General features: G+C 34.7%; 24 protein-coding genes. 3 read left to right on the top strand and 21 right to left on the bottom strand.

What is annotated here, in order from left to right:
• Positions 1-12: 12 nt before the first annotated feature.
• The 7 genes from GMD78_RS00390 to GMD78_RS00360 all read right to left on the bottom strand — a co-directional run bounded on the left by GMD78_RS00390 (position 13) and on the right by GMD78_RS00360 (position 6,106).
• On the bottom strand, positions 13-765 hold the full coding sequence (locus GMD78_RS00390; protein ID WP_155666048.1) for a prepilin peptidase: 753 nt from the start codon (positions 763-765) through the stop codon (positions 13-15).
• Between the two features lie 83 nt (positions 766-848).
• On the bottom strand, positions 849-1,214 hold the full coding sequence (locus GMD78_RS00385; protein ID WP_155666047.1) for a prepilin-type N-terminal cleavage/methylation domain-containing protein: 366 nt from the start codon (positions 1,212-1,214) through the stop codon (positions 849-851).
• Positions 1,215-1,377: 163 nt separating this feature from the next.
• Positions 1,378-2,577: a type II secretion system F family protein gene (locus GMD78_RS00380; protein WP_155666045.1), complete on the bottom strand. Its 1,200-nt coding sequence runs from the start codon at positions 2,575-2,577 to the stop codon at positions 1,378-1,380.
• Between the two features lie 3 nt (positions 2,578-2,580).
• A complete protein-coding gene (locus tag GMD78_RS00375; RefSeq protein ID WP_343042036.1) occupies positions 2,581-3,618 on the bottom strand; it encodes a type IV pilus twitching motility protein PilT in 1,038 nt (345 codons plus the stop codon).
• Between the two features lie 11 nt (positions 3,619-3,629).
• Positions 3,630-5,252, bottom strand: coding sequence for a GspE/PulE family protein (locus GMD78_RS00370; RefSeq protein WP_155666043.1), 1,623 nt, complete (start codon positions 5,250-5,252; stop codon positions 3,630-3,632).
• A 1-nt stretch (position 5,253) separates the two neighbouring features.
• The gene (locus GMD78_RS00365; RefSeq protein WP_155666041.1) at positions 5,254-5,685 is read right to left on the bottom strand and encodes a hypothetical protein; all 432 of its coding nucleotides are present in this window, start codon (positions 5,683-5,685) and stop codon (positions 5,254-5,256) included.
• Entirely contained in the window at positions 5,678-6,106 is a 429-nt protein-coding gene (locus GMD78_RS00360; RefSeq protein ID WP_155666039.1) for a prepilin-type N-terminal cleavage/methylation domain-containing protein, read from the bottom strand. Before GMD78_RS00360 ends, GMD78_RS00365 begins: the two co-directional genes overlap by 8 nt.
• A gap of 65 nt (positions 6,107-6,171) precedes the next feature.
• Here GMD78_RS00360 and GMD78_RS00355 point away from each other — a divergent pair, with 65 nt between their 5' ends.
• A complete protein-coding gene (locus GMD78_RS00355) occupies positions 6,172-7,023 on the top strand; it encodes a type II secretion system protein (RefSeq protein WP_155666037.1) in 852 nt (283 codons plus the stop codon).
• A 46-nt stretch (positions 7,024-7,069) separates the two neighbouring features.
• Here GMD78_RS00355 and GMD78_RS00350 read toward each other — a convergent pair whose 3' ends face one another.
• The 4 genes from GMD78_RS00350 to GMD78_RS21270 all read right to left on the bottom strand — a co-directional run bounded on the left by GMD78_RS00350 (position 7,070) and on the right by GMD78_RS21270 (position 10,357).
• Complete coding sequence (locus GMD78_RS00350; RefSeq protein WP_155666035.1) at positions 7,070-7,750, bottom strand: metal-dependent hydrolase; 681 nt, start codon at positions 7,748-7,750, stop codon at positions 7,070-7,072.
• A 193-nt stretch (positions 7,751-7,943) separates the two neighbouring features.
• A complete protein-coding gene (locus GMD78_RS00345) occupies positions 7,944-8,609 on the bottom strand; it encodes a PspA/IM30 family protein (RefSeq protein WP_155666033.1) in 666 nt (221 codons plus the stop codon).
• A gap of 338 nt (positions 8,610-8,947) precedes the next feature.
• On the bottom strand, positions 8,948-10,063 hold the full coding sequence (gene ald, locus GMD78_RS00340) for an alanine dehydrogenase (protein ID WP_155666031.1): 1,116 nt from the start codon (positions 10,061-10,063) through the stop codon (positions 8,948-8,950).
• A gap of 141 nt (positions 10,064-10,204) precedes the next feature.
• Positions 10,205-10,357, bottom strand: a complete 153-nt coding sequence (locus GMD78_RS21270) for a hypothetical protein (protein ID WP_196493683.1) — start codon at positions 10,355-10,357, stop codon at positions 10,205-10,207.
• Positions 10,358-10,512: 155 nt separating this feature from the next.
• Between GMD78_RS21270 and GMD78_RS00335 the strand changes: the two genes are divergently transcribed.
• The gene (locus GMD78_RS00335; protein ID WP_155666029.1) at positions 10,513-10,947 is read left to right on the top strand and encodes a universal stress protein; all 435 of its coding nucleotides are present in this window, start codon (positions 10,513-10,515) and stop codon (positions 10,945-10,947) included.
• Positions 10,948-11,036: 89 nt separating this feature from the next.
• Here the strand turns inward: GMD78_RS00335 and GMD78_RS00330 are convergent, their stop codons facing one another.
• The 6 genes from GMD78_RS00330 to GMD78_RS00300 form a co-directional block, all read right to left on the bottom strand.
• Positions 11,037-11,546, bottom strand: a complete 510-nt coding sequence (locus GMD78_RS00330; protein WP_155666027.1) for a MogA/MoaB family molybdenum cofactor biosynthesis protein — start codon at positions 11,544-11,546, stop codon at positions 11,037-11,039.
• Between the two features lie 408 nt (positions 11,547-11,954).
• Entirely contained in the window at positions 11,955-13,136 is a 1,182-nt protein-coding gene (locus GMD78_RS00320; RefSeq protein WP_155666023.1) for an acetate kinase, read from the bottom strand.
• Between the two features lie 22 nt (positions 13,137-13,158).
• On the bottom strand, positions 13,159-14,142 hold the full coding sequence (locus GMD78_RS00315) for a class I SAM-dependent methyltransferase (protein ID WP_155666021.1): 984 nt from the start codon (positions 14,140-14,142) through the stop codon (positions 13,159-13,161).
• A gap of 117 nt (positions 14,143-14,259) precedes the next feature.
• Positions 14,260-14,760: a thiol peroxidase gene (tpx, locus tag GMD78_RS00310; protein WP_155666019.1), complete on the bottom strand. Its 501-nt coding sequence runs from the start codon at positions 14,758-14,760 to the stop codon at positions 14,260-14,262.
• An 82-nt stretch (positions 14,761-14,842) separates the two neighbouring features.
• Positions 14,843-15,352: a GerW family sporulation protein gene (gene ytfJ, locus GMD78_RS00305; protein ID WP_155666017.1), complete on the bottom strand. Its 510-nt coding sequence runs from the start codon at positions 15,350-15,352 to the stop codon at positions 14,843-14,845.
• A 38-nt stretch (positions 15,353-15,390) separates the two neighbouring features.
• Positions 15,391-15,987 (bottom strand): DUF2953 domain-containing protein, encoded by a 597-nt coding sequence (locus GMD78_RS00300; RefSeq protein WP_343042075.1) that lies wholly within the window; start codon positions 15,985-15,987, stop codon positions 15,391-15,393.
• Positions 15,988-16,185: 198 nt separating this feature from the next.
• Here GMD78_RS00300 and GMD78_RS00295 point away from each other — a divergent pair, with 198 nt between their 5' ends.
• Positions 16,186-16,983, top strand: a complete 798-nt coding sequence (locus GMD78_RS00295) for an NAD kinase (RefSeq protein WP_155666013.1) — start codon at positions 16,186-16,188, stop codon at positions 16,981-16,983.
• A 65-nt stretch (positions 16,984-17,048) separates the two neighbouring features.
• On the opposite strand, the gene GMD78_RS00290 is transcribed toward GMD78_RS00295, so the two are convergent.
• From GMD78_RS00290 to ezrA, 4 genes are all read right to left on the bottom strand, one after another.
• Positions 17,049-17,252, bottom strand: coding sequence for an alpha/beta-type small acid-soluble spore protein (locus GMD78_RS00290; RefSeq protein WP_155666011.1), 204 nt, complete (start codon positions 17,250-17,252; stop codon positions 17,049-17,051).
• Between the two features lie 126 nt (positions 17,253-17,378).
• Positions 17,379-18,584, bottom strand: a complete 1,206-nt coding sequence (thiI, locus tag GMD78_RS00285; RefSeq protein ID WP_155666009.1) for a tRNA uracil 4-sulfurtransferase ThiI — start codon at positions 18,582-18,584, stop codon at positions 17,379-17,381.
• Between the two features lie 6 nt (positions 18,585-18,590).
• The gene (locus GMD78_RS00280) at positions 18,591-19,730 is read right to left on the bottom strand and encodes a cysteine desulfurase family protein (RefSeq protein ID WP_155666007.1); all 1,140 of its coding nucleotides are present in this window, start codon (positions 19,728-19,730) and stop codon (positions 18,591-18,593) included.
• 247 nt (positions 19,731-19,977) lie between these two features.
• Positions 19,978-21,672, bottom strand: coding sequence for a septation ring formation regulator EzrA (gene ezrA, locus GMD78_RS00275; protein ID WP_155666005.1), 1,695 nt, complete (start codon positions 21,670-21,672; stop codon positions 19,978-19,980).
• Between the last annotated feature and the right edge of the window lie 266 nt (positions 21,673-21,938).

Genomic DNA, 21,938 nt, shown 5'->3' with positions numbered 1-21,938 from the left:
GCTATCACCTACTTACATTAAAATGTTTAAATACCAACTGATCAATGTTTCACCATAAAAATATGCAATAAGTCCCGCAACTACAATATATGGTCCAAATGGGACGGGTTGCTTACGATCAATGATCCTAAGTAATAGTAGTATCATACCTACTAAAGCTCCAATAATACTAGCTAAAAAAAACGTTAAAATAACCAAATTTACCCCTAAAACAATCCCTAAAACCGCAAACAATTTCATATCTCCTGCTCCCATTCCACCATTGCTGATAAGAATAATAAGAGCGATCAAGCAAAATCCAATCAACCCGCCTATTAATGAACTCCACCACGGTTCAAGAGGTTCTATCCCTCGCAGAATAATAAAGAGCGGTAAGAAAAATAGCAAAACTTTATTTGGAATTAGCATATAATTAATATCTGTTATTACTATAATGACCAGCATAGAAACTAATAAAAGAGCAACGATTAATTCTATAGATATACCAAAGTGTACGTAACTAAACGCAAATAAAAATCCAGTTACTAATTCGATGACTGGATACAGGATGCCTATACTTTTTTTACAGTTCCTACACTTACCACCTTGAAATATGTATGATAACACTGGAATCAGTTCATACCACGACAGAGTATGATTACAATGCGGACATACGGAACGATCATTGGTAAATGGTCTTTTTTTTGGCACCCGTAGGCCAACAACATTGAAAAAAGAGCCTAAGATGAGACCGAAAAAAGCAAATAATGTAATATAAAACTCCATACTAATACTCCTTTAATAAGGTATAAAGAAAGGGCCCTGCTATTCAAGCAAGGCTTTATAATATAACACAATAATTAAACGTATTATTCGCTCTCACCAGGTCCAGAGTACGAAAATTTTCCATTAGATTCTTTTTTTACTTCACCTGTACTATAATCCCCATCTGTACCAGGAACTTCTGGAACTGAATCTAAATAACCCCCTTCTTTTAATTCTTCTACAGTCATACTATCACCACTAAATTCACCCGCTGCATCTGCTAACCTAGCTGCATTTAATATCAGATTTACATTAGCTTCTTTAGCTTCATTCTCTGAATTACTAATTATGTTACCAATCGTAGGTATAGCAATTGCCAAAATAATACCCAATATAGCTATTACAGCTAATAGTTCTACTAGAGTGAACCCTTTCTCCTGCTTCAACTTCTTCCTCATTTTCTTTAACATAGTATTCCCACCTTTATTATAAGATTGTTATGTTAAGACAATGTTGTCGGTTGCACTACTCATTCACGACTATCCAAGTGCCCAAATACAGATAGCCAGTCATCAAATCCTACATAAGTCCTAGTTATAATTATATAGGAAAATAGGACAAACATCTATATAATTATTGAATATTTTCGAACAATGAGAACATAGGTATAACAACTGCAGCAATAATGCCTCCAACAATTACAGTTAACACAATAATCATTAACGGTTCAATCAACGTCTTAATTCGATTGGACAATTGTTTTAATTCTTCTTCATAAAACTCCGCTGCCTTTAATAGCATGTGATCTAATGTCCCGGTCTTTTCTCCAATTTGAATCATCTGTACAACTAGCGCCGGAAAAGCCCAATGTTCTTTCATTGGCTTAGTGATGGATTCCCCTTTTTCTAATGACTTTCTTGAATGGACTAAAACATCACGAATTACTTGATTTCCAACAACCCTCTCCGTGATCTCTACCGATTGTAGAATTGGTACTGCACTATTCACCAATGTACTTAATGTCTGGGTCATTCTAACCATAACACCTTTATGCACTAAGACACCCAGTAATGGGAACTTTAGCTTCAAGTAATCAATCCGATAAGCAAACCTATCATATTGTAAGAAATACTTGTATCCAACTAACCCTATCCCAATTGCAATTAGTACAACCCACCAATACGATCCAGCTAAGTTACTTAGGTTTAGTATGAATTGTGTATATGCAGGAATATCCTCCCCAAATGAGTGAAACATGCTTACAAACTGAGGTACAATAAATACCAAAAGGAATAGTGTAAGGAAAAATGTCACAATTGCAACTACACTAGGATACATAAGTGCCGATACTAATTTTTGCTTATTTCGATGATCTTTTTCATAGTAGTCAGCCATCTGGTTTAAAATATCATCCAACTTTCCTGCTGCCTCTCCAGCGTGGATCATGTTAACAAGTAAGCTAGGAAAAATTTTAGGATGACGTTCAGCTGCAACAGACAGAGATATTCCTTGATCTAGTTGTTTATCTATATCATCTAATGCCGTACGCAAGGCATAATTATTCGTTTGCTTGCTCATCGTTTTTGTTGCATCAGATATAGAAATACCAGCATGAATTAATGTTGCATACTGTCTAAGAAAAATAACAAAGTCCTCATTCTTTATTTTTTTATTAATGATGATATCCTTGTTCCACGGCTTTGTTTCGTCAATATCAATAATAATAAGTCCGCTTTTCTCTAACTGCTCTAATGCTTCTTTTTTTGAATCCGCATCGATTTTCCCTTTAACCTTTTGTCCTGATAAACGTTTACCAGAATATTGATAATTCATTTATTAACCTCTTTCCTGCATAAACGGAGAAGCTGTTTCAAATGAAATAACATCTTCCTGCATCAATCTTCTTAGATCCATCTCTAATGTATGCATCCCTTGTTCTTTAGAGGTTTGCAGAACATTTTGCACTTGATGGAGTTTGTCATTACGAATAAGATTTTTTACTGCTGGTGTATTAATCAATACTTCTGTTGCTACTCTTCGACTGTTATGGTGCTTCGTTAGTAATAATCGTTGCGAAATTACAGATTTAAGAATCGACGATAGCTGAATTCGAATTTGCGTTTGTTGTTCACTAGGAAATACGTCAATAATTCGTTGAATCGTAGACACAGCATCTTTGGTATGTAATGTACCTAATACTAAATGCCCTGTTTCGGCAGCGGTAACTGCTGTAGATATGGTTTCCAAGTCTCGTAACTCTCCAACTAAAATCACGTCAGGATCCTGGCGCAAGCTCGATCTTAATCCATTGACAAAGCTATTCGTATCAAACCCTACTTCACGCTGGTCAATAATAGATTGCTTATGTGCATGCATGTACTCTATTGGATCCTCTAATGTAATAATATGTTTCTGCATGGTTTGATTCATATAATCAATCATCGATGCAAGTGTGGTACTTTTCCCACTTCCAGTTGGCCCGGTAACTAACACTAGCCCTTGTGGTTGCTGTACAATTTCCTTTGAAACTGGTGGTAAGTGTAATTCCTCTATCGAAGGAATACTTGTTGGTATAATTCGAATTGCTAACGATAGCTCTCCACGTTGATAAAAGGTATTGATACGAAATCTTGAAATTCCGGGAATACCATATGAAAAATCAAGTTCTCGTTCACTCTCTAATTTTTTCCATAACTCATCTGGAAGAATAGATTGTACAATTTTAGTCGAATCGTTAGGACATAATTTAGGCAATTCTTGCTCTAGCAACTTCCCATTAATTCTAAATATAGGGGCTTTCCCAATAGTTAAATGTACATCTGAAGCTTGCTTAAAAAAAGCATTCTTCAACCATTGATTAAATTGTTCCTTCACAAAAATCCCCCCTAAATACGAATAGAAACCTGCATAATTTCTTCCATTGTTGTTAAACCTGATTTAATTTTCTCTAGTCCATCATGGATTAAAAATTCCATTCCTTCATCTCTAGCATAGGTGTGGATGTCTGCAATAGAGCGGTTATTGAGTAACATACTTTTCATGTGATCATCCATTACTAACACTTCATGAATTGTTAACCTTCCACGATAGCCACGATGATGACAACTGCTACATCCACTTCCATAGGAAACATGTTCTGCATTTAATCCATTTTTCTTAAAAATTTGTTTTTCCATTGCGGTTGCTTCTCGCTCAGTTTTACAATCACGACAAATCTTTCGGACTAAACGTTGTGCTACAACTCCATTTAAAGAAGATACGACTAAATATGGTTCAATTCCCATGTCTATTAATCGAGGTATCGTATCTAAGGCACTGTTGGTGTGCAAGGTACTAAACACTAAATGGCCAGTTAAAGATGCTCGAATCGCTATTTCCGCCGTCTCTTGATCTCGAATCTCACCTATCATGATGATATTTGGATCTTGTCTTAAGATTGAACGTAAGCCATTTGCAAAGGTTAATCCAACCGTACTGTTTACTTGAACCTGATTAACACCTTCCAATTGAAATTCAACAGGATCTTCAATCGTAACGATATTGACGTTTTCCTTGTTTAATTGATTAATGGAGGCATAAAGGGTTGAAGTCTTACCAGATCCGGTTGGTCCAGTAAGTAAAACTAATCCAGAAGGTTGTGAAATTAGTTGTTTATATTTTTTTTGATTTTGGACAGAGAAATTTAGCTCATTTAATTGCATCAGTGCATTATTTAAATCCAAAATACGAATAACTATTTTCTCTCCATGAACAGTTGGTAAACTTGATATTCTTAGGTCGACAGGAGTAACACCAACTGTAGTTTTAATTCGTCCATCCTGTGGTAACCTAGATTGTGTAATATTTAAATCCGCTAATATCTTAATTCTTGCTATTAGCGAATTTTGAAATTGCTTTGAAACTGTCTTTTCAGACCTTAATTGACCATCGATTCGGTACCGAACTTGAACACTTGCTTCCTGGGGGTCAATATGTATGTCACTTGCCTTTAATTGAACACCAGTAGTTAATATTTGATCCAGCAAATGAATAATTGGCGATTCATCATCATCAACTTGTCCTTCTAGTTCAACACCATCATTTTTAAAATAATACTTATTAATTGCATATAAAATATCATCCTTCGATGCGATAACTGGCGAGATACTTAGACCAGTCGATAATTCCAAATCATCGATAACATAGTAATCCATTGGATCCTTCATCGCGAGCATCATTTCATTATCCTGTATTTTTAGTGGCATAATATAATTTTCTTGTGCTACTTCCTGTGATACAAACCCTAACACCCGTTCATCTATTGGATATTGATATAAGGATACATGAGGAATACCTAATTGAAATTCTAGAACTTCAATTAATTGTCGTTCCGTAATAAACCCACGTTCTAGTAGTGCATCCCCTAGCTTTTGATCACGTCGTTTATGTTCTATGGTTTCGTTAATTTGCCCCTCAGCTACAAGTCCAGCTTCTACTAACAGATCACCTAATCTTTTTCGTGTAGGCATTTTATTCCCCACTTTCTATTTGTATGGTAATAGACGAATCAATAGTTGTTATTTTTCCGTATGCTTCACCGACAGTCGTAAAGTTTATCATGATTTCATTTTCAGATCGTGTTGCAATTTCCTGGGTTTCAATCCAATATTTAAATTTTCCTTCTGAATCAAGGATTACTTCTTCTTGTAGTTCTATATCTGGAAGTAGAATTTCGCTAGAGGCAGAAATGGTTTCAGGTATAGTGGCTTTTGTATATGACCGGTAATAGTCAACTCCCATTTCTGCAATCTGTTCTGAAATGATTTGTTTTTCCATTGTAGTAACCTGTTTTGTTGTATTCGCTATTTGATAAAAAAGGGTTAGAACGAATAACAGAATTAATGTAATAATCATCAATGTTAGTACTAAAGCTGCTCCAGATTCGTTTCTAAACCTATTCATTGCTCTCACCTATATATGTGTATGATTCACTCACTAGCTTATGATCTGGTGAATATATCCGTATATTCGTACGATATAAATCCACATCAATTTCCTGACATATGTTTAATTCAATTCTATATTCTCGATTATTAAGTACGTACGTTGCAGATTCTCCCAACGAATCTAATCCAGTAATTGTTTTCATATCGGGACAGCTATTAATGGTTGTTGAATCTACTAATGGTAGTTGTTTTATATCATAGGTCACTTGACCTAGTAAGTTACTAGCAACTAATTCATCATCTGCATTGTTCGACCATTGCATAATTTGCGGGAAAATAGGTAAAAATACCGCAATTACCATGCCTAAAATAGCAATTGATGCTATAATTTCAATAAGGGTAAACCCATTATTATTTTCATATAATTTTTGATACATAGAGTTCACTCCCTAAAAAAGCATGACCTTCTTCCTATTATATCATTATATTGGATGTGGAAAAAATGATATTTCGACAATTTAGACTAGAAAGAGGGATAACCTTAGTAGAATTACTTGCAACAATAAGTCTTTTTGCAGTGGTTATTCTTTTAGCATCAACGGTAATTTTCCAAGTATTAGGAAATAATACCGTGACTTCGGAACACATAGATCGTAATCAACGAGTGAATGTGATTGTGTCTGAATTAAGATCGCAATTTTTAGAGGGGAATTCACAACTTTGTAGCACTCAACTCGATGAAAAATATTATATAGAGGTACGAAATGAGAACGGTGCTGTCGTAGAAAATTGTATACAGGATGTTGATTCATCTTCTCCATTATCTATTAAAATTTCATCTACAATTACTGACTTTTCCTTAGAGACCACATTCACATCGAAGAATAGTTATGTCTTAGACATCTCCATAGACAATGAAGAAGGAGTAGATGTTGCTGACTGTATTTTTACCAACCCAACTTTTATTGCTGATAGCCCTAGTGGTTTTATCAAATTTAAGAAAAACATCTGTAAAGATGATATATATTTGGTAAACGGTGATGCAAATATTAAAGGAAACCTTTCTCTTTACAATTCGGTTCATTTTATAATAAGTGATGACTTATATGTTTATGATCCGACCAAAACACTTGAATTAAAGAACGGTTCTATTCTTCAAGTAGATGGTAACGCTCATTTTGATAGTGAAATTACATTAAAAAATAATTCCCAACTAATTGTTGAAAATGACGCTCATTTTTATAAGGAATTTTCACAACAGGGTAACAGTGGGAAAATTTGTGTTAAAGGAAATACTATATTCCATAATGGCTTAAAAGAAGAAGACTTTACTCATATATTAGGATGTAATTGAAAAAAAACATAACAAAAAAACGCGAGCTGTTGCTCACGTTTTTTTGTTATAACTGGATTGACTCTCCTATAGATAGAACACGAGCTTCACCCGTGTTTACTCTCTGAACATATTCTTTAGGATCCTGTTCAATTACAGGAAACGTATTATAATGTACCGGAACTACCACTTTTGCTTGTATCCAGTCAGCCGCAATCACTGCATCCTCTGGTCCCATTGTAAAGTTATCACCAATTGGAATAAACGCTAGATCAATTTCATTCATTTCACCATACATTTTTAGATCGGTGAAAAGGGCCGTATCACCTAAGTGATAAATTGTTTTCCCTTCTACTGTAAATAGTATTCCACCTGGCATTCCTGTATATATAATGGAGCCATCCTCTTCGGTATAGGAAGATCCATGAAATGCTTGCGTAAATTTCACCCTTCCGAAATCAAAATCACGTGCTCCTCCTATATGCATTGGATGTGTATTAATTCCCTTTTGACCTAAATAAACTGCTAATTCATTAGGAGCAACCACCAAGGCACCTGTTCTTTTGGCAATATCAACGGTATCTCCTACATGGTCGTTATGACCATGCGTTAAAAGAATCACATCTGCCTCTACTGTATTTGCATCCAAATCACATGCTTCATTTCCAGAAATAAATGGATCGATCAATATTGTATGTTTCTTTGTTTTCACCTGTACAACTGAATGTCCATGGTATGATACTCTCAACGTAATCTCTCCTTTTAGATTTGCTACATTAATTATTTCGATGTGATAGTTAAAAATTCCTTCTATTAGTGTACATTTATTAACCTTTTTATCATAGAATCTGCTAGCCAATGGTTTAGTTAAACATATACATACGTATGTTTTTACTTCCATTATCCAAAGAAGGGCCTGCTTCAAGAGCAAGCCCTTCCGTCTATTCTTTTCCCATTGCTTTTTTTAAAGCTGCTAATTCATCATCTACATCATTGTCTAGCTTTTTAAATTCATCGTCTAATGTACGACTTGCTTGCTTTAAATCCTCGGATGTTTCTGCTTCCGCTTCAAATCGCATTACTTTTTCTTCCATTCGTTCAAAGCCTTGTTTGGACTCATCTCCACCAATAGATGACATGGTTCGATTAAGTCTTGTTCTTGTTTTAGCTGATTCAGCGCGTGCCTTCAATGAATCTTTCTTTATTTGCATTTGTTGATATTCTTTCTTCATTTCGTCTAGTTTACTTTTAAGTACTTCTGTATCATTTTTGGCTTGTTCCCACGATGCATGGAGTGAACTTTCTTGACCTTCATATTCCTTTTTATCCTGAAGTGCCCTTCTGGCTAAGTCCTCTTCCCCTGCTTCAATTGCTTTTTCAGCTTGATTCTGTCTTTTTTCTACCATTGCACTAGCATCATCTGCTTTTCGTTTGAGCATTTTTTCATTGGCAATTTGTTTAGCAACAGCTGACTCTACTTCTCGTATTTCGTCACCCATTTCTCTCATAAACTGATCTAACATTTTTACTGGATCCTCGGCTTTATCCAACATGGCATTTAATTCCGAACTAACGACAGTCTTCATTCTCTTAAAAAATCTGAACATCAAATGCTCCTCCTTTATTAAGTGGTAGAACTACTTACTTAGTAATACGCATCTCCTTGAATAAGGTTTCAGAAAATAACGGAAAAGGTGCTCTTGATACCTCGTGTTAAGCAATCAAACGTGTAAAGGAGTATGTAAGCAACGATCTGCACCCTTTACTTATAGTTCCAACAGGGAAGTTGAAAATGGTACATGCAAGTTGGCAATATGAGATGATCACTTCCCATGAAAATCTCATGGGAACTTTTTCTATCATTTCTAAATAAGCAGAAAAAAATACCTCAATCGATTGAAAATACAAAAGGACTGGCTCTTTAAAGAGTCAGTCCTTTTTACTATTATTTCAAATGCTCCATTACATTATCGTATTCCAAACCATGTGCATCAGCAACAGCTTGGTAGGTTACATAACCTTCTATTGTATTAATTCCTTTTAATAAAGATCCATTGTCTAAACATGCTTGTTTATAACCTTTATTAGCAATTTGTAATGCATATGGTACGGTAACATTTGTCAATCCAATTGTCGAAGTACGTGGAACAGCCCCAGGCATATTTGCTACAGAATAATGCAATACGCCATGTTTGGTATATGTTGGATTATCATGTGTTGTGATACGATCTACTGTTTCAAAGATACCGCCTTGATCGATTGCAACATCTACAATAACGGAACCTTCTGTCATCGCTTGAACCATCTCTTCATTAACTAGTCGAGGGGCTCTTGCTCCAGGGATTAATACTGCACCAATTACAAGGTCTGAGTCAGCTATAGAATCTGCAATATTCATTGGATTAGACATAATCGTATTAATAGAAGAACCGAATATATCCTCTAACTCACGTAAACGTTCTGGGTTTAAATCAATTATTGTAACATTCGCACCCAATCCAATTGCAATTTTAGCTGCATTCATACCAACGACACCACCACCAATAATGGTAACTTTAGAACGTTTCACTCCAGGAATACCACCTAATAGTACTCCTTTTCCACCTTTAGATTTTTCTAAGAATTGTGCCCCAATTTGTGCTGCCATTCTTCCCGCAACCTCACTCATTGGTGTTAACAAAGGTAGACCACCATTAGGCAATTGAACGGTTTCATATGCAATCCCTACTACCTTGTTCTCTATAAGTGCTTTTGTTAAACCAGGCTCTGCAGCTAGATGTAAATATGTAAATAATATTAATCCTTCATAAAAATATTCATATTCTTCGGGGAGGGGCTCCTTTACCTTCATTACCATTTCTTGTGCCCATGCCTCTTTTGCAGTTGGAACAATGGTAGCGCCTGCTTCACGATACTGATCGTCTGTAAAACCGGAACCAGATCCTGCTCCCGCTTCCACTACTACCTCATGTCCTCCAGTTTTCAATGATAATACTCCTGCTGGTGTAATTGCTACTCTGTTTTCATTGTTTTTTATCTCTTTTGGTACCCCGATAAACATCTATTTCATCCTTCCCTATATGATAGTTATGTAAGCACTTTCATTGTACCAAAGTATACCAAAAAAAGCACTCTCATATTAAATATATTAGATAGCTTTAAAACAATCCACCCTTTTTTTGGGTGGATTGTAATTTTTTCATTAAGCTTTACGGTTATTAAAGTGCCAAACCCCAATGTTATTATGCTTTTGATCCTCAACTACACCACTTTGATAACTTTGAAATAACTGATTCTGAACTGCAGCTACACCTTGCCTGTCTTCAACTACTTTTTGATTATTCTTTTTAGCCAACACGTTCACCTCCAAAAGTTGACGACCTCATTATGAGGTTTCTATATTAGTGTGTACAAAAATCTGTAACATTGTCCTGTATTCTTTTACCAAATGTAAGCGTTTTTATATTATAATAATAGTGTAAGGAGATTGGCAAGAAGGAGGAAGAAGATATGGAGTTCGAGTACAATAATATTGTTGTTGCTGTGGATGGATCTGAAGCTTCTGAAAAAGCGTTTAAAAAAGCCTTAGCAATTGTAAAAAGAAATAATGCTCGACTGATTCTTGCTCACGTAGTTGATTCAAGAACGTTTGCTACCGCCGAAGCTTATGACCGAACTCTCGGAGAACGAGCAGAAGAATATGCAAAGGACTTAATTGATAGTTATGTCGAAAATGCAAAAGAAGTAGGCATTACCAATATTGTTCGATGTATAGAGTATGGCTCTCCAAAAGTTAAAATAGCAAAAGATATTGCTAAAAGTTGTCAAGCAGACCTTATCATCTGTGGTGCAACTGGAATGAATGCAGTAGAACGCTTCTTAATTGGTAGTGTATCTGAAAGCATTACGCGTTACGCTTCTTGTGACGTATTAATTGTAAGATAGGAATCGGTTTTATGCCGATTCCTTTTTAATTACACCTGTATCCAAAAATTTTCCCATAACGTATTGGAAAGAACATCGGTTATCGACAATTATAAATCCTTTTTAATTTCACGAACTACATGAGAAAGCTCAGGAAGTATGATTTTTTTCATTGCAAGTCTCACTGCCCCAGAAGAACCAGGTGTAGCAAAAATAGCTGTTGAATTACGAACGCCTGCAATAGCTCGAGATAGGATCGCTGCTGAACCGATATCCTCTTGATAACTTATCATACGAAATATTTCTCCAAAACCAGTAATTTCTTTTTCAAGCATAGGTTTTATAGCCTCTATCGTAACATCTCTTTTCGCAATTCCAGTACCACCATTTGTTAAAATAACTTCTATCATAGGATTTTCACATCCTGCTTGGATTTGCTTTTGAATGGCATCAAACTCATCTGTAACAATTTCTCTAATTAACACATGGTGTCCTGCTTCTTCTAGAAGTTCTTTCATTAATGTTCCGCTTTTATCTGTGTCATGATTTCTTGTGTCACTAATAGTTATCACCATGCAATTAACACTTGTTTTATTTTTCATATGATCATGAACCGACATTCTTTCCCCTCCCTTTGTAAAACCCCGAAGTAATTCCGCTTCGGTATAGATATTGCTTTCTGCGCTGTCTCAAACCGGGTGCTATAACACCAATTTGGATTTAACGGATCCAGGATCGCTCCAGTGTTTTTGTTGAATCTTCATTCCGCTATTTGCTATAAATTCCTTGTTTTAGACATGATCTCGGATCGTTCCGTTATTTGACCTTTTCAATACAAATTCATCTGTTTTGATGCATTTAGTGGAACGAGGATCCACTCCATCCTCTCTAGAGCAACTTTTTCACCTATTAACGGAACCTGGATCCGCAGTCCAACTGATTCAGATAGGACTCTCACACCATTACCAACCATCATAAAACAAAAACAAGGCTCTGCTTTATTATAGCAAAACCTTGATTTTTAATTACTATGAAAGTCGAATCGTATCTCTAGCAATCATTACCTCTTCATTCGTTGGAATAACAATTACTTTTACTGGTGAGTGCGGATAACTAATAAACGCTTCTTTTCCACGTGTATTATTTAAAGCAGGATCCCAATACACTCCCATAAATTCTAATCCTTTAAGTACTTTTGCACGGATAGTTGCACTATTCTCACCAACACCAGCCGTAAAAATAATTGCATCTACCCCTGACATTCTAGCTGCATAAGAACCAATGTACTTATGAATTCTACCAGCAAAAACGTCAAGAGCAAGCTCCGCACGTTTATTTTCTTCTGCTTGTTGTTCAATATCTCGTAAGTCACTTGAAAAACCAGATAAAGCTAACATACCACTCTTTTTGTTTAATACATCAATAACTTCTTCTGCAGTTTGTCCTGTTTTTTCCATGATATAAGGGATCAATGCTGGATCAATGTTACCCGAGCGCGTTCCCATTGTAACACCTGCTAATGGGGTAAAGCCCATAGAAGTATCAATAGATTTTCCACCTTCAATAGCAGTTATACTCGCTCCATTTCCTAGGTGACATGAAAGTAAACGTAATTGCTCTAAAGGAACTCCAAGTAATTCAGAGGCACGTTGTGATACATATTTATGACTAGTACCATGGAAGCCATACTTACGGATACCATATTTCTCATAGTATTCATAAGGCAAGCTATAAAGAAATGACTTTTCTGGCATCGATTGATGGAAGGCTGTATCAAAAACAGCTACCATTGGAACATTAGGTAACACTTCCTTAAACGCACGAATTCCAGTTAAGTTTGCAGGATTGTGTAATGGTGCCAAGTCAGAAATTTCCTCGATTTCACGAATTACTTCATCCGTAATTTTCACAGAATCACTAAATTTTTCTCCTCCATGAACAACACGGTGACCAACTGCGTCTATTTCATCAAATGAAGAAATAACCCCTGATGCCATTAGTTTTTCTAATAGTAGTTTTACTGCTACTTCGTGATCAGGAATTTCCGTTACTTGTTTATCTTTATTATCGTTTGCTTCAATGGTAAAGACAGCATCCTCTAAACCAATTCTCTCTACTAGTCCTATTGCTAATACAGTTTCTTCCGGCATCTGCATTAATTGAAATTTCAAGGATGAACTTCCAGCATTAATAGCTAATACATTACTCATTTTGTTTCACTCCTAATTGTGCTTAACTTTTGTATGATGTAAACCAATTATTCATCTGTCCTAATATATCTTCCATTGCCTTCGTATTTTTTAATGAAGGTAGTGTAACTAGTAATGGTTGATTAGGCGCAGTTGTATTTTCTCCTTTCTTTTGCAAAATTAATATGCTTTTTAAATTTTTCTCCGATTTAAAAGCTGTTTCCGGCAACTGAAGGACACCAACAACATGAGCAACTTTATGGATATACTGGTTTAATTTATCTGATTGATCACTATCAAATAAAAAGTTGGGAATTACAAATATGCAATACCCTCCGTCAACTGTATACTGTAAGCTTTGTTCGATAAATAAATGGTGTGCATATGAATGACCTTCGTCAGCTTTTAATTCAAAGTCATTTGCTCGAATATCGTCAGGATAATAGCCTACTGGCAAGTCAGAAACAATCAAATCCAATGGGTCTATTAAAAACGGACGTAAACTATCTTGATGGAAGAACTCTATTTGCATTTTTTGTAGGTTTGCACTTACTAAAGCCAATTTAATTAACGTTTGATCTACTTCACTAGCAAAAGCTTCTACTTTATCCCCTAGGTGGCCGATCACAGTCGTAAGTAAATTTGCGGTACCACTTGCAGGATCAAATACTCGAACTTTTTCTTTGTCTTTTGTTAATTTTTCTGCAATATACCCAATTATTAATGCAACTGATTCAGGTGTTATCATATGTTGCTGTTGAGTTGTGTTGCTCATTCCTTTTAATACTGCAAATTGAATTGCTTTTCGAATCTCCTCTGGAAGATACGAATTTATGTCAACTTCTTTTATAGCTTGTTCCAACTTATGTGTTAAAATATCGTCCATCGTATCTTCTACACTTTGATAGAAAAAAGTTTCTAATGTAATTGCTAAACTATCTAAATATGGCTCTTTTTCATGCTGCTCAATCATCTGTGTTGTTTTATCCATCCATTCAAATAGTGTTTCTACGTTTGATTTTTCCATAACCAATCCTCCGTTCATTCTAGAGCGTATCCATTGTACCAAATAGATAGCACTTCTGTACAAAGAAAAACCCTCTCTCGACAGGGTCGAAAGAGAGTTTCATTTCAATGTAAACACTTACTTTGCTTGTTTAGCAGCATCTAATGCTTTATCATAATCTGGATGATTAGAAACTTCTTCAACATACTCCACATAAGAAACTTTATCATCAGAATCGACAACAAAAATGGAACGTGCTAATAATCGTAATTCTTTAATTAAAACCCCATAGTTTTCACCAAAGTTTCCATCTCGATGATCAGATAAAATTTCCAAATCCTTAACTTCATTAACCGTTTTCCAACGTTTTTGAGCAAATGGTAAATCCATACTAATCGTAATAACTTGAACATTATCTAATTTTTTTGCCGCGTCATTAAATCGTTTTGTCTGTTCTGCACAAACACCTGTGTCAATAGACGGAACAACACTTATAAGTTTGATTTTACCTTTGTAATCATGTAAAGTAACTTCATTTAAATCATTAGATAAAACTGTAAAATTTGGAGCTTGATCTCCTTCTTTAACTTCTTTCCCTAATAGTGTGACTGGGTCTTGATGGAATGTAACGTTCGCCATATTCATTCCTCCTATATCGAATAATGTTCACTTTTAATTATGAGGATGTAATAAATAATTGTCCAATCATCTGCTATAAAAATTATATATCATAAGCCATGGACTCATCATCATCACTATTATCTTCTTTCTGCTTATCCTTTTGACCCTTCTCTTTCTTGTCCTTACCCTTATTTGATTCATCGCTTTTTTGAGACTGACCTGAATTCTTTAACATTTGTTGAATCTTATCGACTGCCTTTGGTGCGAAATCAATCATTTTTTCATAAATATGAGTGCTTTCGTCTAAGTGTACCATCTTTACTCCTTTTGGGGTTACAATTAAAAAAGCTACAGGAGTAATCGAAACTCCTCCACCACTACCACCACCAAAAGGTAATGAGGAATTACTTTCACTATCTGAACCTTGTGAATTACTAGCTACAAATTCACTTCCACCTGCAGCAAAACCAAAACCAAGCTTTGAAACAGGAATAATGACACTACCATCTGGAGATTCAATGGCATCTCCAATAATTGTATTTACTTCTACCATATCTTTTAAATTTTCCATTGCAGTCGTCATTAAACCTTGAATTGGATGTTCTTCCATGATGATCCTCCTTAAAAACGATTTCTAAATTTTAATAGTTAACTTATATAAGCTTCCTTTTTTACAGGAATTTTTCGTACTGCTTTAAAAACCGTGTATATAGCTTGTCCTATTCTAATTGATACAATGCAATCAATTTTAGACTCTAGTTGTTTCATTTGAAAATTAGGATTGATTGAGATAATCGGATGTCCTGTTACATTTCCTAACTCGTTTAGTAAAGCTATAATCGATCCCTTTAACGTCCACATTCCACCAGTTAATATACCTGTAGAACTAGCATTACCAGTACCAATTGTCGTTTGCCAATTCAGTTCATGAAAGTATGATTTGGCTAACAGTCGTTTTATGATTTTCAATCCAATTTTCATGTTCTCTACCCCATATTTAAAGCTATTTTTGAATCCCTCCATTCCACTAGATGCATCTAATTCACCAATTAAATCCAGAATATCTATATCCTCATCCCTTTTAATACACCATTCTTTTGAAAAGAGCCTTAATTGATAAATTTTTACCGTAATATGAATTTCATGGGCATGCTTTTTATATGTATAACAAAATGATATATACATTTTTGATAGCAGCATGATCGTCATGAGTATCAAAATAATAATTGCAATGATTACCCACACCAATGTTCATTCAACTCCCATTTTTAAAGACTCGTACATAAATAGCTTCTTATCCATATATAAGTAAGTCAGACTTTTAATTGTTATCATGTTACATTTTTCCAATTATATGTATTGATTATGTATGAATTAGAAATAATTTCTCAAGAATGGTAAAATTATCTTAAAAATATGTAGGAGGAGGCTCATAAGTTACCCATGTCTAATAGAAAAAATATATATTTTTATCAATATGACAATGAACTTAAACAAAAGCTAGACCCTTTACTCCAGCTAGCAAAAAAGAATGGATTTACAATCGTTTCTGATGATAAAGATGCTAATATAATCATTAGTGTTGGAGGAGATGGCGCTTTTTTACAGGCTGTTCGTAAAACCGGTTTTCGACAAGATTGTTTATATGTAGGTATTACCAAAGACAATGAATCAGGATTATATTGTGATTTTAACTTAGATAATTTCGATGAAATGTTACATACCATGGAACATGAAGAAATGGAAGTAAGAAGGTTCCCAGTATTACAAGGAACTGTAAATGGAGAATCAACATTCGATTGTTTAAACGAAGTTAGTATTCGATCTTCTATTATTAAAACAATTGCGATGGAAGTAATTATTGACAATAACCATTTCGAAACGTTTAGAGGAGACGGGCTAATTGTAGCAACACCAACAGGAAGTACAGGCTATAATAAATCAACAAATGGTGCAGTTATTGATCCCTTAATTCCAAGCTTTCAAGTTACAGAATTAGCTTCATTAAACAATAACCGTTATCGTACATTAGGTTCATCATTTGTGCTCGGAAAAGAACGAACATTAAAACTTGAAATTATACAAGATGGAAATGATTATCCAGTCATCGGATTTGACAACGAAGCATACTCCATCAAGAACATAAAAGATATAACAATTACATTAAGTGATAAAGTCATCAAAACTGTTAAATTAAAAAATAACTCGTACTGGGACCGTGTTAAACGAACCTTTTTATAGATTAAAAACAAGGACTATTCCATATGGAATAGTCCTTGAGCCATTTCTATTCAATTTCTAATTGATTAAGCTTGTGGTCCGCCAAATTGTTGTTCAGCCATTTGAACTAGACGTTTAGTAATTTCTCCTCCTACTGAACCGTTAGCACGAGAAGTTGTGTCAGCACCAAGATTTACACCAAACTCTGATGCGATTTCATACTTCATTTGGTCTAATGCTTGTTGTGCACCAGGGACTACCAATTGGTTATTATTATTATTGTTTGCCATGGTATATCACCTCCTTGGTACTCTTATAATGTGAGTTTAGGAGGTAATTCATTCACTCTTTTAACTGGTAAGTGTTGTTAGTTTTACTAATTTGTTGGAAATCCAATCATTTCAATCTTCGATACGTTAAAACAAGTCTTGAAACGCATCATCTTTCACCTGCTTTTCATCTGATATTTCAACTATTTCGATACCGTTTACTGCTTCATCAATTAATTCCTGATAATCGTATTTTTCCTCAAAATAATTAACACGATCCTTCTTCGGTTTCGTTTTAGGCGCTTTTGGTACAAATATAGTACAGCAGTCCTCATAAGGTCTAATAGAGATATCAAATGTATCGATTTCACGTGAAATATCAATAATTTCATCCTTATCCATGGTTATTAACGGACGAAGAATGGGATAATTTGTAACTTCATTAATTGTATTCATACTCTCCATCGTTTGACTTGCAACCTGACCTAGGTTTTCACCAGTTGTTAAAGATAATATGCCTTCATTTTTACATACTTGCTCACTAATTCGTAACATCATCCGACGCATAACGGTCATACCATACCCATCAGGTGTCTCTTGAAAAATACGTTGCTGAAGCTTTGTAAATGGAACCATATGAATTTTAACTTTTTGTCCATACCTAGTTAGTTTTTCTGCTAGGTCAATTACTTTCTGCTTAGCTCGCTCACTAGTAAATGGTGGTGAATGAAAATGAATGGCTTCTACTTCCACTCCACGTTTCATAGCTAAATATCCGGCTACAGGACTGTCAATACCTCCGGAAAGTAGTAGTAACGATTTACCCGATGTGCCAACAGGTAAACCTCCTAACCCTTTTACCACTCCCGATGTAATATAAGTTGCCTCAGATCGTATTTCAACCTTTATCTCAAGGTCTGGATGATGAACATCTACCTTATAGTCCTGTGTATTTGTCAACAAATGACCTCCGAGAATTTGGTTCATCTCCTGAGAACGTACATCGAAGTTTTTATTAATTCGTTTAACTGTTATTTTAAATGTTTTGACGTCTTTCCCATTTTGTAACGCAAATAATGCAGCATGTTTTATTTTATCTAGATTATTTTCTACTTTTATAGCTAAACTGAAACTATGAATTCCAAATATATGTTTACATTTTTCTATTACCGCATGAGGGTCTTGCCCGTTCAAGATAACAAACATTCTACCCTGCGTTCTTTTTACGGTTACGTCAGGAAATTCCTTTAATTTATGACGGATGTTTTCCTGAAGCTTTACTAAGAATTTTTTTTGATTTTTTCCTTTTAATGCTATTTCTCCATAACGTATTAAAATATGATCATATTGCATAATTATCTACTCCATAACTTCTTTTAGTTGTTGAATTGCTTTCTTAAATTTATTTAGAAATATCTCTAATTCTTCCTGCGTATTATCATAGGAGAGACTGACTCGTAAAGCAGACTTTGATCGCTCGATACCTAATCCACACGCTGTTACAATTCTACTTTCATCTAAATGCTTGGATGAACAAGCTGACTTAGTTGATATATAAATATCTTGCTCACCTAGAATGTGAATCATAACTTCAGGTTTGATCCCTGGAACAGAAAAGTTCATAATATGTAGAGCTCCATGTGGCGGAGAGTTAATTTCTACACCTTCTATTTTTTCTAGTTCTTCACGTAAATAGCGTTGTAAATTATATAGTTTATTTTTTTCATTTTTTTGGCGTTCTTGAATCAATCGTAATGCTTTAACCATTGCAACTGCCCCAGCTAAGTTTTCTGTACCTGACCGCACATTCCCCTCTTGCTCTCCACCATGAAATAATGGGAAGAGTTTCGTACGCTTACTCTTATATAATATCCCCGTTCCTTTCAGACCATTTATTTTATGTCCAGACATGGTACATAAATCAATGCCATACCTCTTAAGATCGACTGGTATTTTCCCTAATCCTTGGACATGATCTACATGAAAGAAGAGCTTAGGATACTTATTAGCAATCTCTCCTATTTTTTTAATTGGCTGTATGGTTCCTATTTCATTATTAACATGCATAATACTAATCAAGATCGTATCGTTACGAATTGATTTTTCTAATTCTTCAATAGATACAACACCATTCTGGTCTACAGGTAAATAGGTGATTTCAAATCCTAGTTGTTCTAAACTTTTGCATGCTTCATAAACGGAAGGATGTTCAATTTCAGAAGTAATAATATGTTTTCCTCTACCTTGATGCTGTAATGCTATTCCTTTAATAGCTATATTATTTCCTTCTGTACCACCGGATGTAAAAATAATTTCTTCTGGATCAACTTGTAGGATTTGAGCTGCTTGTTGCTTTGCCTTCAGTAATAATTTTTCCGTTTCTCCCCCAAGATGATGAATAGAAGAGGGATTAGCAAAGAACTTGTCTGAAACTTGTTGAAAGCTCTTTAATACTTCTGGATGTGGTTTCGTAGTTGCACTATTATCTAAATAGATCATCGATGATACTCCTCTCTTCTTATTATCTTAGCCTTTTTTACGAAATTTAGAAAACCTAGTGATTTCGTTGCATGATTGTAGCATAAATTGAAATATTAATCAGTGGTGGAGATCTTCATACCCACTTATACTTCGGGATTCCATTATATCCGGGATAAAAAATTGCTCAAAAATAGAAGGCTGTCTTTTGAAAAGATGTTATGCACTCTTTTCATAAGGCAGCCTTTGTATTTAGCATGTAAAGTCATTAAACCGAAGATAGAATCGTATTATTTTCCTCTATCCGCTTTAGTGCACCAGGCTCTACTTCCTCTATAGCTACAGCAGCCTGTTCTAAAGCTAATTCATATTCATAGGAACGGAATAAATTCTCCGCTTCTGCTAATTTTGCAGCAAGAAAAGGGTACTTACTCCGATATCTATTTGCGTATTGTATTACTTGTTCTGTTAAATAGGCCTGTTCAAGCATATTATCTGTTTGTTCCATTACATTGTCAATCATTGCTTTTGATTCAGCTAATGTCTTTTGTACTTCAGAAATATCCAGTGGTTGCTTTTCCAACGCTTCAAGTACACGATTACTTTTTTCTGTTGCTTCCTCCATTAAATCCCAAATAAAAGTTGGAACTCCGGGAATATTACTTTTCTTTAGTTTTCTAGATGCATGGTAAATTTGATCACGCATTTCTGATAGCTGTTCTTTTGCTTCTAATTCATCTTTACGTAAGTTAAAAATACTTGCTTTAAACTCCTCATGATCCTGTTGCAGTGATTCGAGTTGCTCAAATCCCTGATCTAATTGAGTTCTTAATTCCGAGTGAGCAACGTCTGAAACTAACCCATCTTTCAATTCCACAAATTGCTTTTTAAGTTGTGATATTGATTTGTCTAGGTTTAGATATTTTTCCATATCCTGATCATCAAAATAATACGTCTTTTTCAATTGCTCTACTTCATTTTTTGTTTCTTCAAAGGTAGAAGCTATTTGCTCTAATGACGTTTGATAGGTAGGGACTTTTGATTCCATATAACTTTTAGCAAGAGCTTCTTTTTCAAGAAGATGGTACATTTCTTGAATTCTTTCTTCTAACTCGGTAATCAAAGCTTTAGGTTCAGAAAAATCTCCTTTTTCGAGTTCTTTCACACTATCTATTAAACGCTCTTGGTACGAATGAATTTCTTTTTCAAATCCTAAATGTTCAATGCGATACCCGTCTTCCTTCATCTCTTTTAATCCTGCATATAGTTCATCCATTTGACCAGGAAGTTCATTTTTACATGCTTTATAAAGGGATGGAAATTCTTCTATTTGTTCATTTAATATTTCTAAATCTGCTTTTAATTTAGCAACTAACTCTTTTGCCTCTATGTAATTTCCTGAGTCAACTAGCTCATGGTACTGCATTAATTGTTCATCTAGTTCATCTAATTCAACCTCAAAACGCACTTCCGCTTTACCGTACTGATAACGATTATGTAAAAGCTGTTTTCGCATTGATTTAATTAATGGTTGAATGTGCTCTATTTCTTTTCTACTAGACTCCTCTGATTCCATTAATTCTTCTAACTCAAGCAGGATTTTTTCAATATCCTTTTCGATAGATTGTAAGATTTGATCTGCTTTACGGAGCGTTTTCTTAGCACTTGAAAACCGATAACGATCAGCAGACTCCTCTGCATCAAATAAATATTCTTCAATATCTGGTAATTCCTTTGTGAGTATAGACTCCCATCGCTCTTTCCACGATTCAAACCTTTCTTGTGTTTCACCGGACAAGTTTAAGTTCTTAATTCGCGAAAGTTCTGATGTGATATTTCGATTCATAATATCCATTTTCCAGCTTTCTTGGCGATCAACCTCATCATATACGCGCTTTCGTAAAATTAATCCAGCAATAATTAATGTAATAACAACTAATACAAATCCTATAATATATGCCATATAAAGCCCCCTAACTGAATCCCTAAATAAGAGGAAGATCCTTTTTTTCATAATATACTTTTTTAAATATACACATTTTAACTTTTTAATATTATAATCTCTATGATACCATGTAAAAGTCTTTTATGGCTAAAAAAAACAAATAAAAATGACGAAATATGTATTTTTTTGGTGTTGTTTCGAAGCCATTATTTCGTAAGTGGATTAGATGAAGTAGAATTACTACACAGTAGATGGAACGATGACAAAAAAATATAACTAAATAT

The organism is Ornithinibacillus caprae (genome assembly GCF_009728145.1).
GTDB lineage: Bacteria > Bacillota > Bacilli > Bacillales > Amphibacillaceae > Ornithinibacillus > Ornithinibacillus caprae.
The sequence above is the reverse complement of the archived record's forward strand: the minus strand, read 5'-3'. Positions and strand labels throughout refer to the sequence as shown.

What these genes read in the sequence shown, in the direction of transcription:
- ezrA (WP_155666005.1), bottom strand. Translation starts at nt 21,672, where the DNA reads ATGGCATATATTATAGGATTTGTATTAGTTGTTATTACATTAATTATT.
- GMD78_RS00365 (WP_155666041.1), bottom strand. Translation starts at nt 5,685, where the DNA reads ATGAATAGGTTTAGAAACGAATCTGGAGCAGCTTTAGTACTAACATTG.
- GMD78_RS00315 (WP_155666021.1), bottom strand. Translation starts at nt 14,142, where the DNA reads ATGGAAAAATCAAACGTAGAAACACTATTTGAATGGATGGATAAAACA.
- ald (WP_155666031.1), bottom strand. Translation starts at nt 10,063, where the DNA reads ATGTTTATCGGGGTACCAAAAGAGATAAAAAACAATGAAAACAGAGTA.
- GMD78_RS00320 (WP_155666023.1), bottom strand. Translation starts at nt 13,136, where the DNA reads ATGAGTAATGTATTAGCTATTAATGCTGGAAGTTCATCCTTGAAATTT.
- GMD78_RS00335 (WP_155666029.1), top strand. Translation starts at nt 10,513, where the DNA reads ATGGAGTTCGAGTACAATAATATTGTTGTTGCTGTGGATGGATCTGAA.
- GMD78_RS00355 (WP_155666037.1), top strand. Translation starts at nt 6,172, where the DNA reads ATGATATTTCGACAATTTAGACTAGAAAGAGGGATAACCTTAGTAGAA.
- GMD78_RS00370 (WP_155666043.1), bottom strand. Translation starts at nt 5,252, where the DNA reads ATGCCTACACGAAAAAGATTAGGTGATCTGTTAGTAGAAGCTGGACTT.
- thiI (WP_155666009.1), bottom strand. Translation starts at nt 18,584, where the DNA reads ATGCAATATGATCATATTTTAATACGTTATGGAGAAATAGCATTAAAA.
- GMD78_RS00295 (WP_155666013.1), top strand. Translation starts at nt 16,186, where the DNA reads ATGTCTAATAGAAAAAATATATATTTTTATCAATATGACAATGAACTT.
- GMD78_RS00330 (WP_155666027.1), bottom strand. Translation starts at nt 11,546, where the DNA reads ATGTCGGTTCATGATCATATGAAAAATAAAACAAGTGTTAATTGCATG.
- GMD78_RS00290 (WP_155666011.1), bottom strand. Translation starts at nt 17,252, where the DNA reads ATGGCAAACAATAATAATAATAACCAATTGGTAGTCCCTGGTGCACAA.
- ytfJ (WP_155666017.1), bottom strand. Translation starts at nt 15,352, where the DNA reads ATGGAAGAACATCCAATTCAAGGTTTAATGACGACTGCAATGGAAAAT.
- GMD78_RS00380 (WP_155666045.1), bottom strand. Translation starts at nt 2,577, where the DNA reads ATGAATTATCAATATTCTGGTAAACGTTTATCAGGACAAAAGGTTAAA.
- GMD78_RS00385 (WP_155666047.1), bottom strand. Translation starts at nt 1,214, where the DNA reads ATGTTAAAGAAAATGAGGAAGAAGTTGAAGCAGGAGAAAGGGTTCACT.
- GMD78_RS00390 (WP_155666048.1), bottom strand. Translation starts at nt 765, where the DNA reads ATGGAGTTTTATATTACATTATTTGCTTTTTTCGGTCTCATCTTAGGC.
- GMD78_RS00360 (WP_155666039.1), bottom strand. Translation starts at nt 6,106, where the DNA reads ATGTATCAAAAATTATATGAAAATAATAATGGGTTTACCCTTATTGAA.
- GMD78_RS00345 (WP_155666033.1), bottom strand. Translation starts at nt 8,609, where the DNA reads ATGTTCAGATTTTTTAAGAGAATGAAGACTGTCGTTAGTTCGGAATTA.
- GMD78_RS00280 (WP_155666007.1), bottom strand. Translation starts at nt 19,730, where the DNA reads ATGATCTATTTAGATAATAGTGCAACTACGAAACCACATCCAGAAGTA.
- tpx (WP_155666019.1), bottom strand. Translation starts at nt 14,760, where the DNA reads ATGGCGAACGTTACATTCCATCAAGACCCAGTCACACTATTAGGGAAA.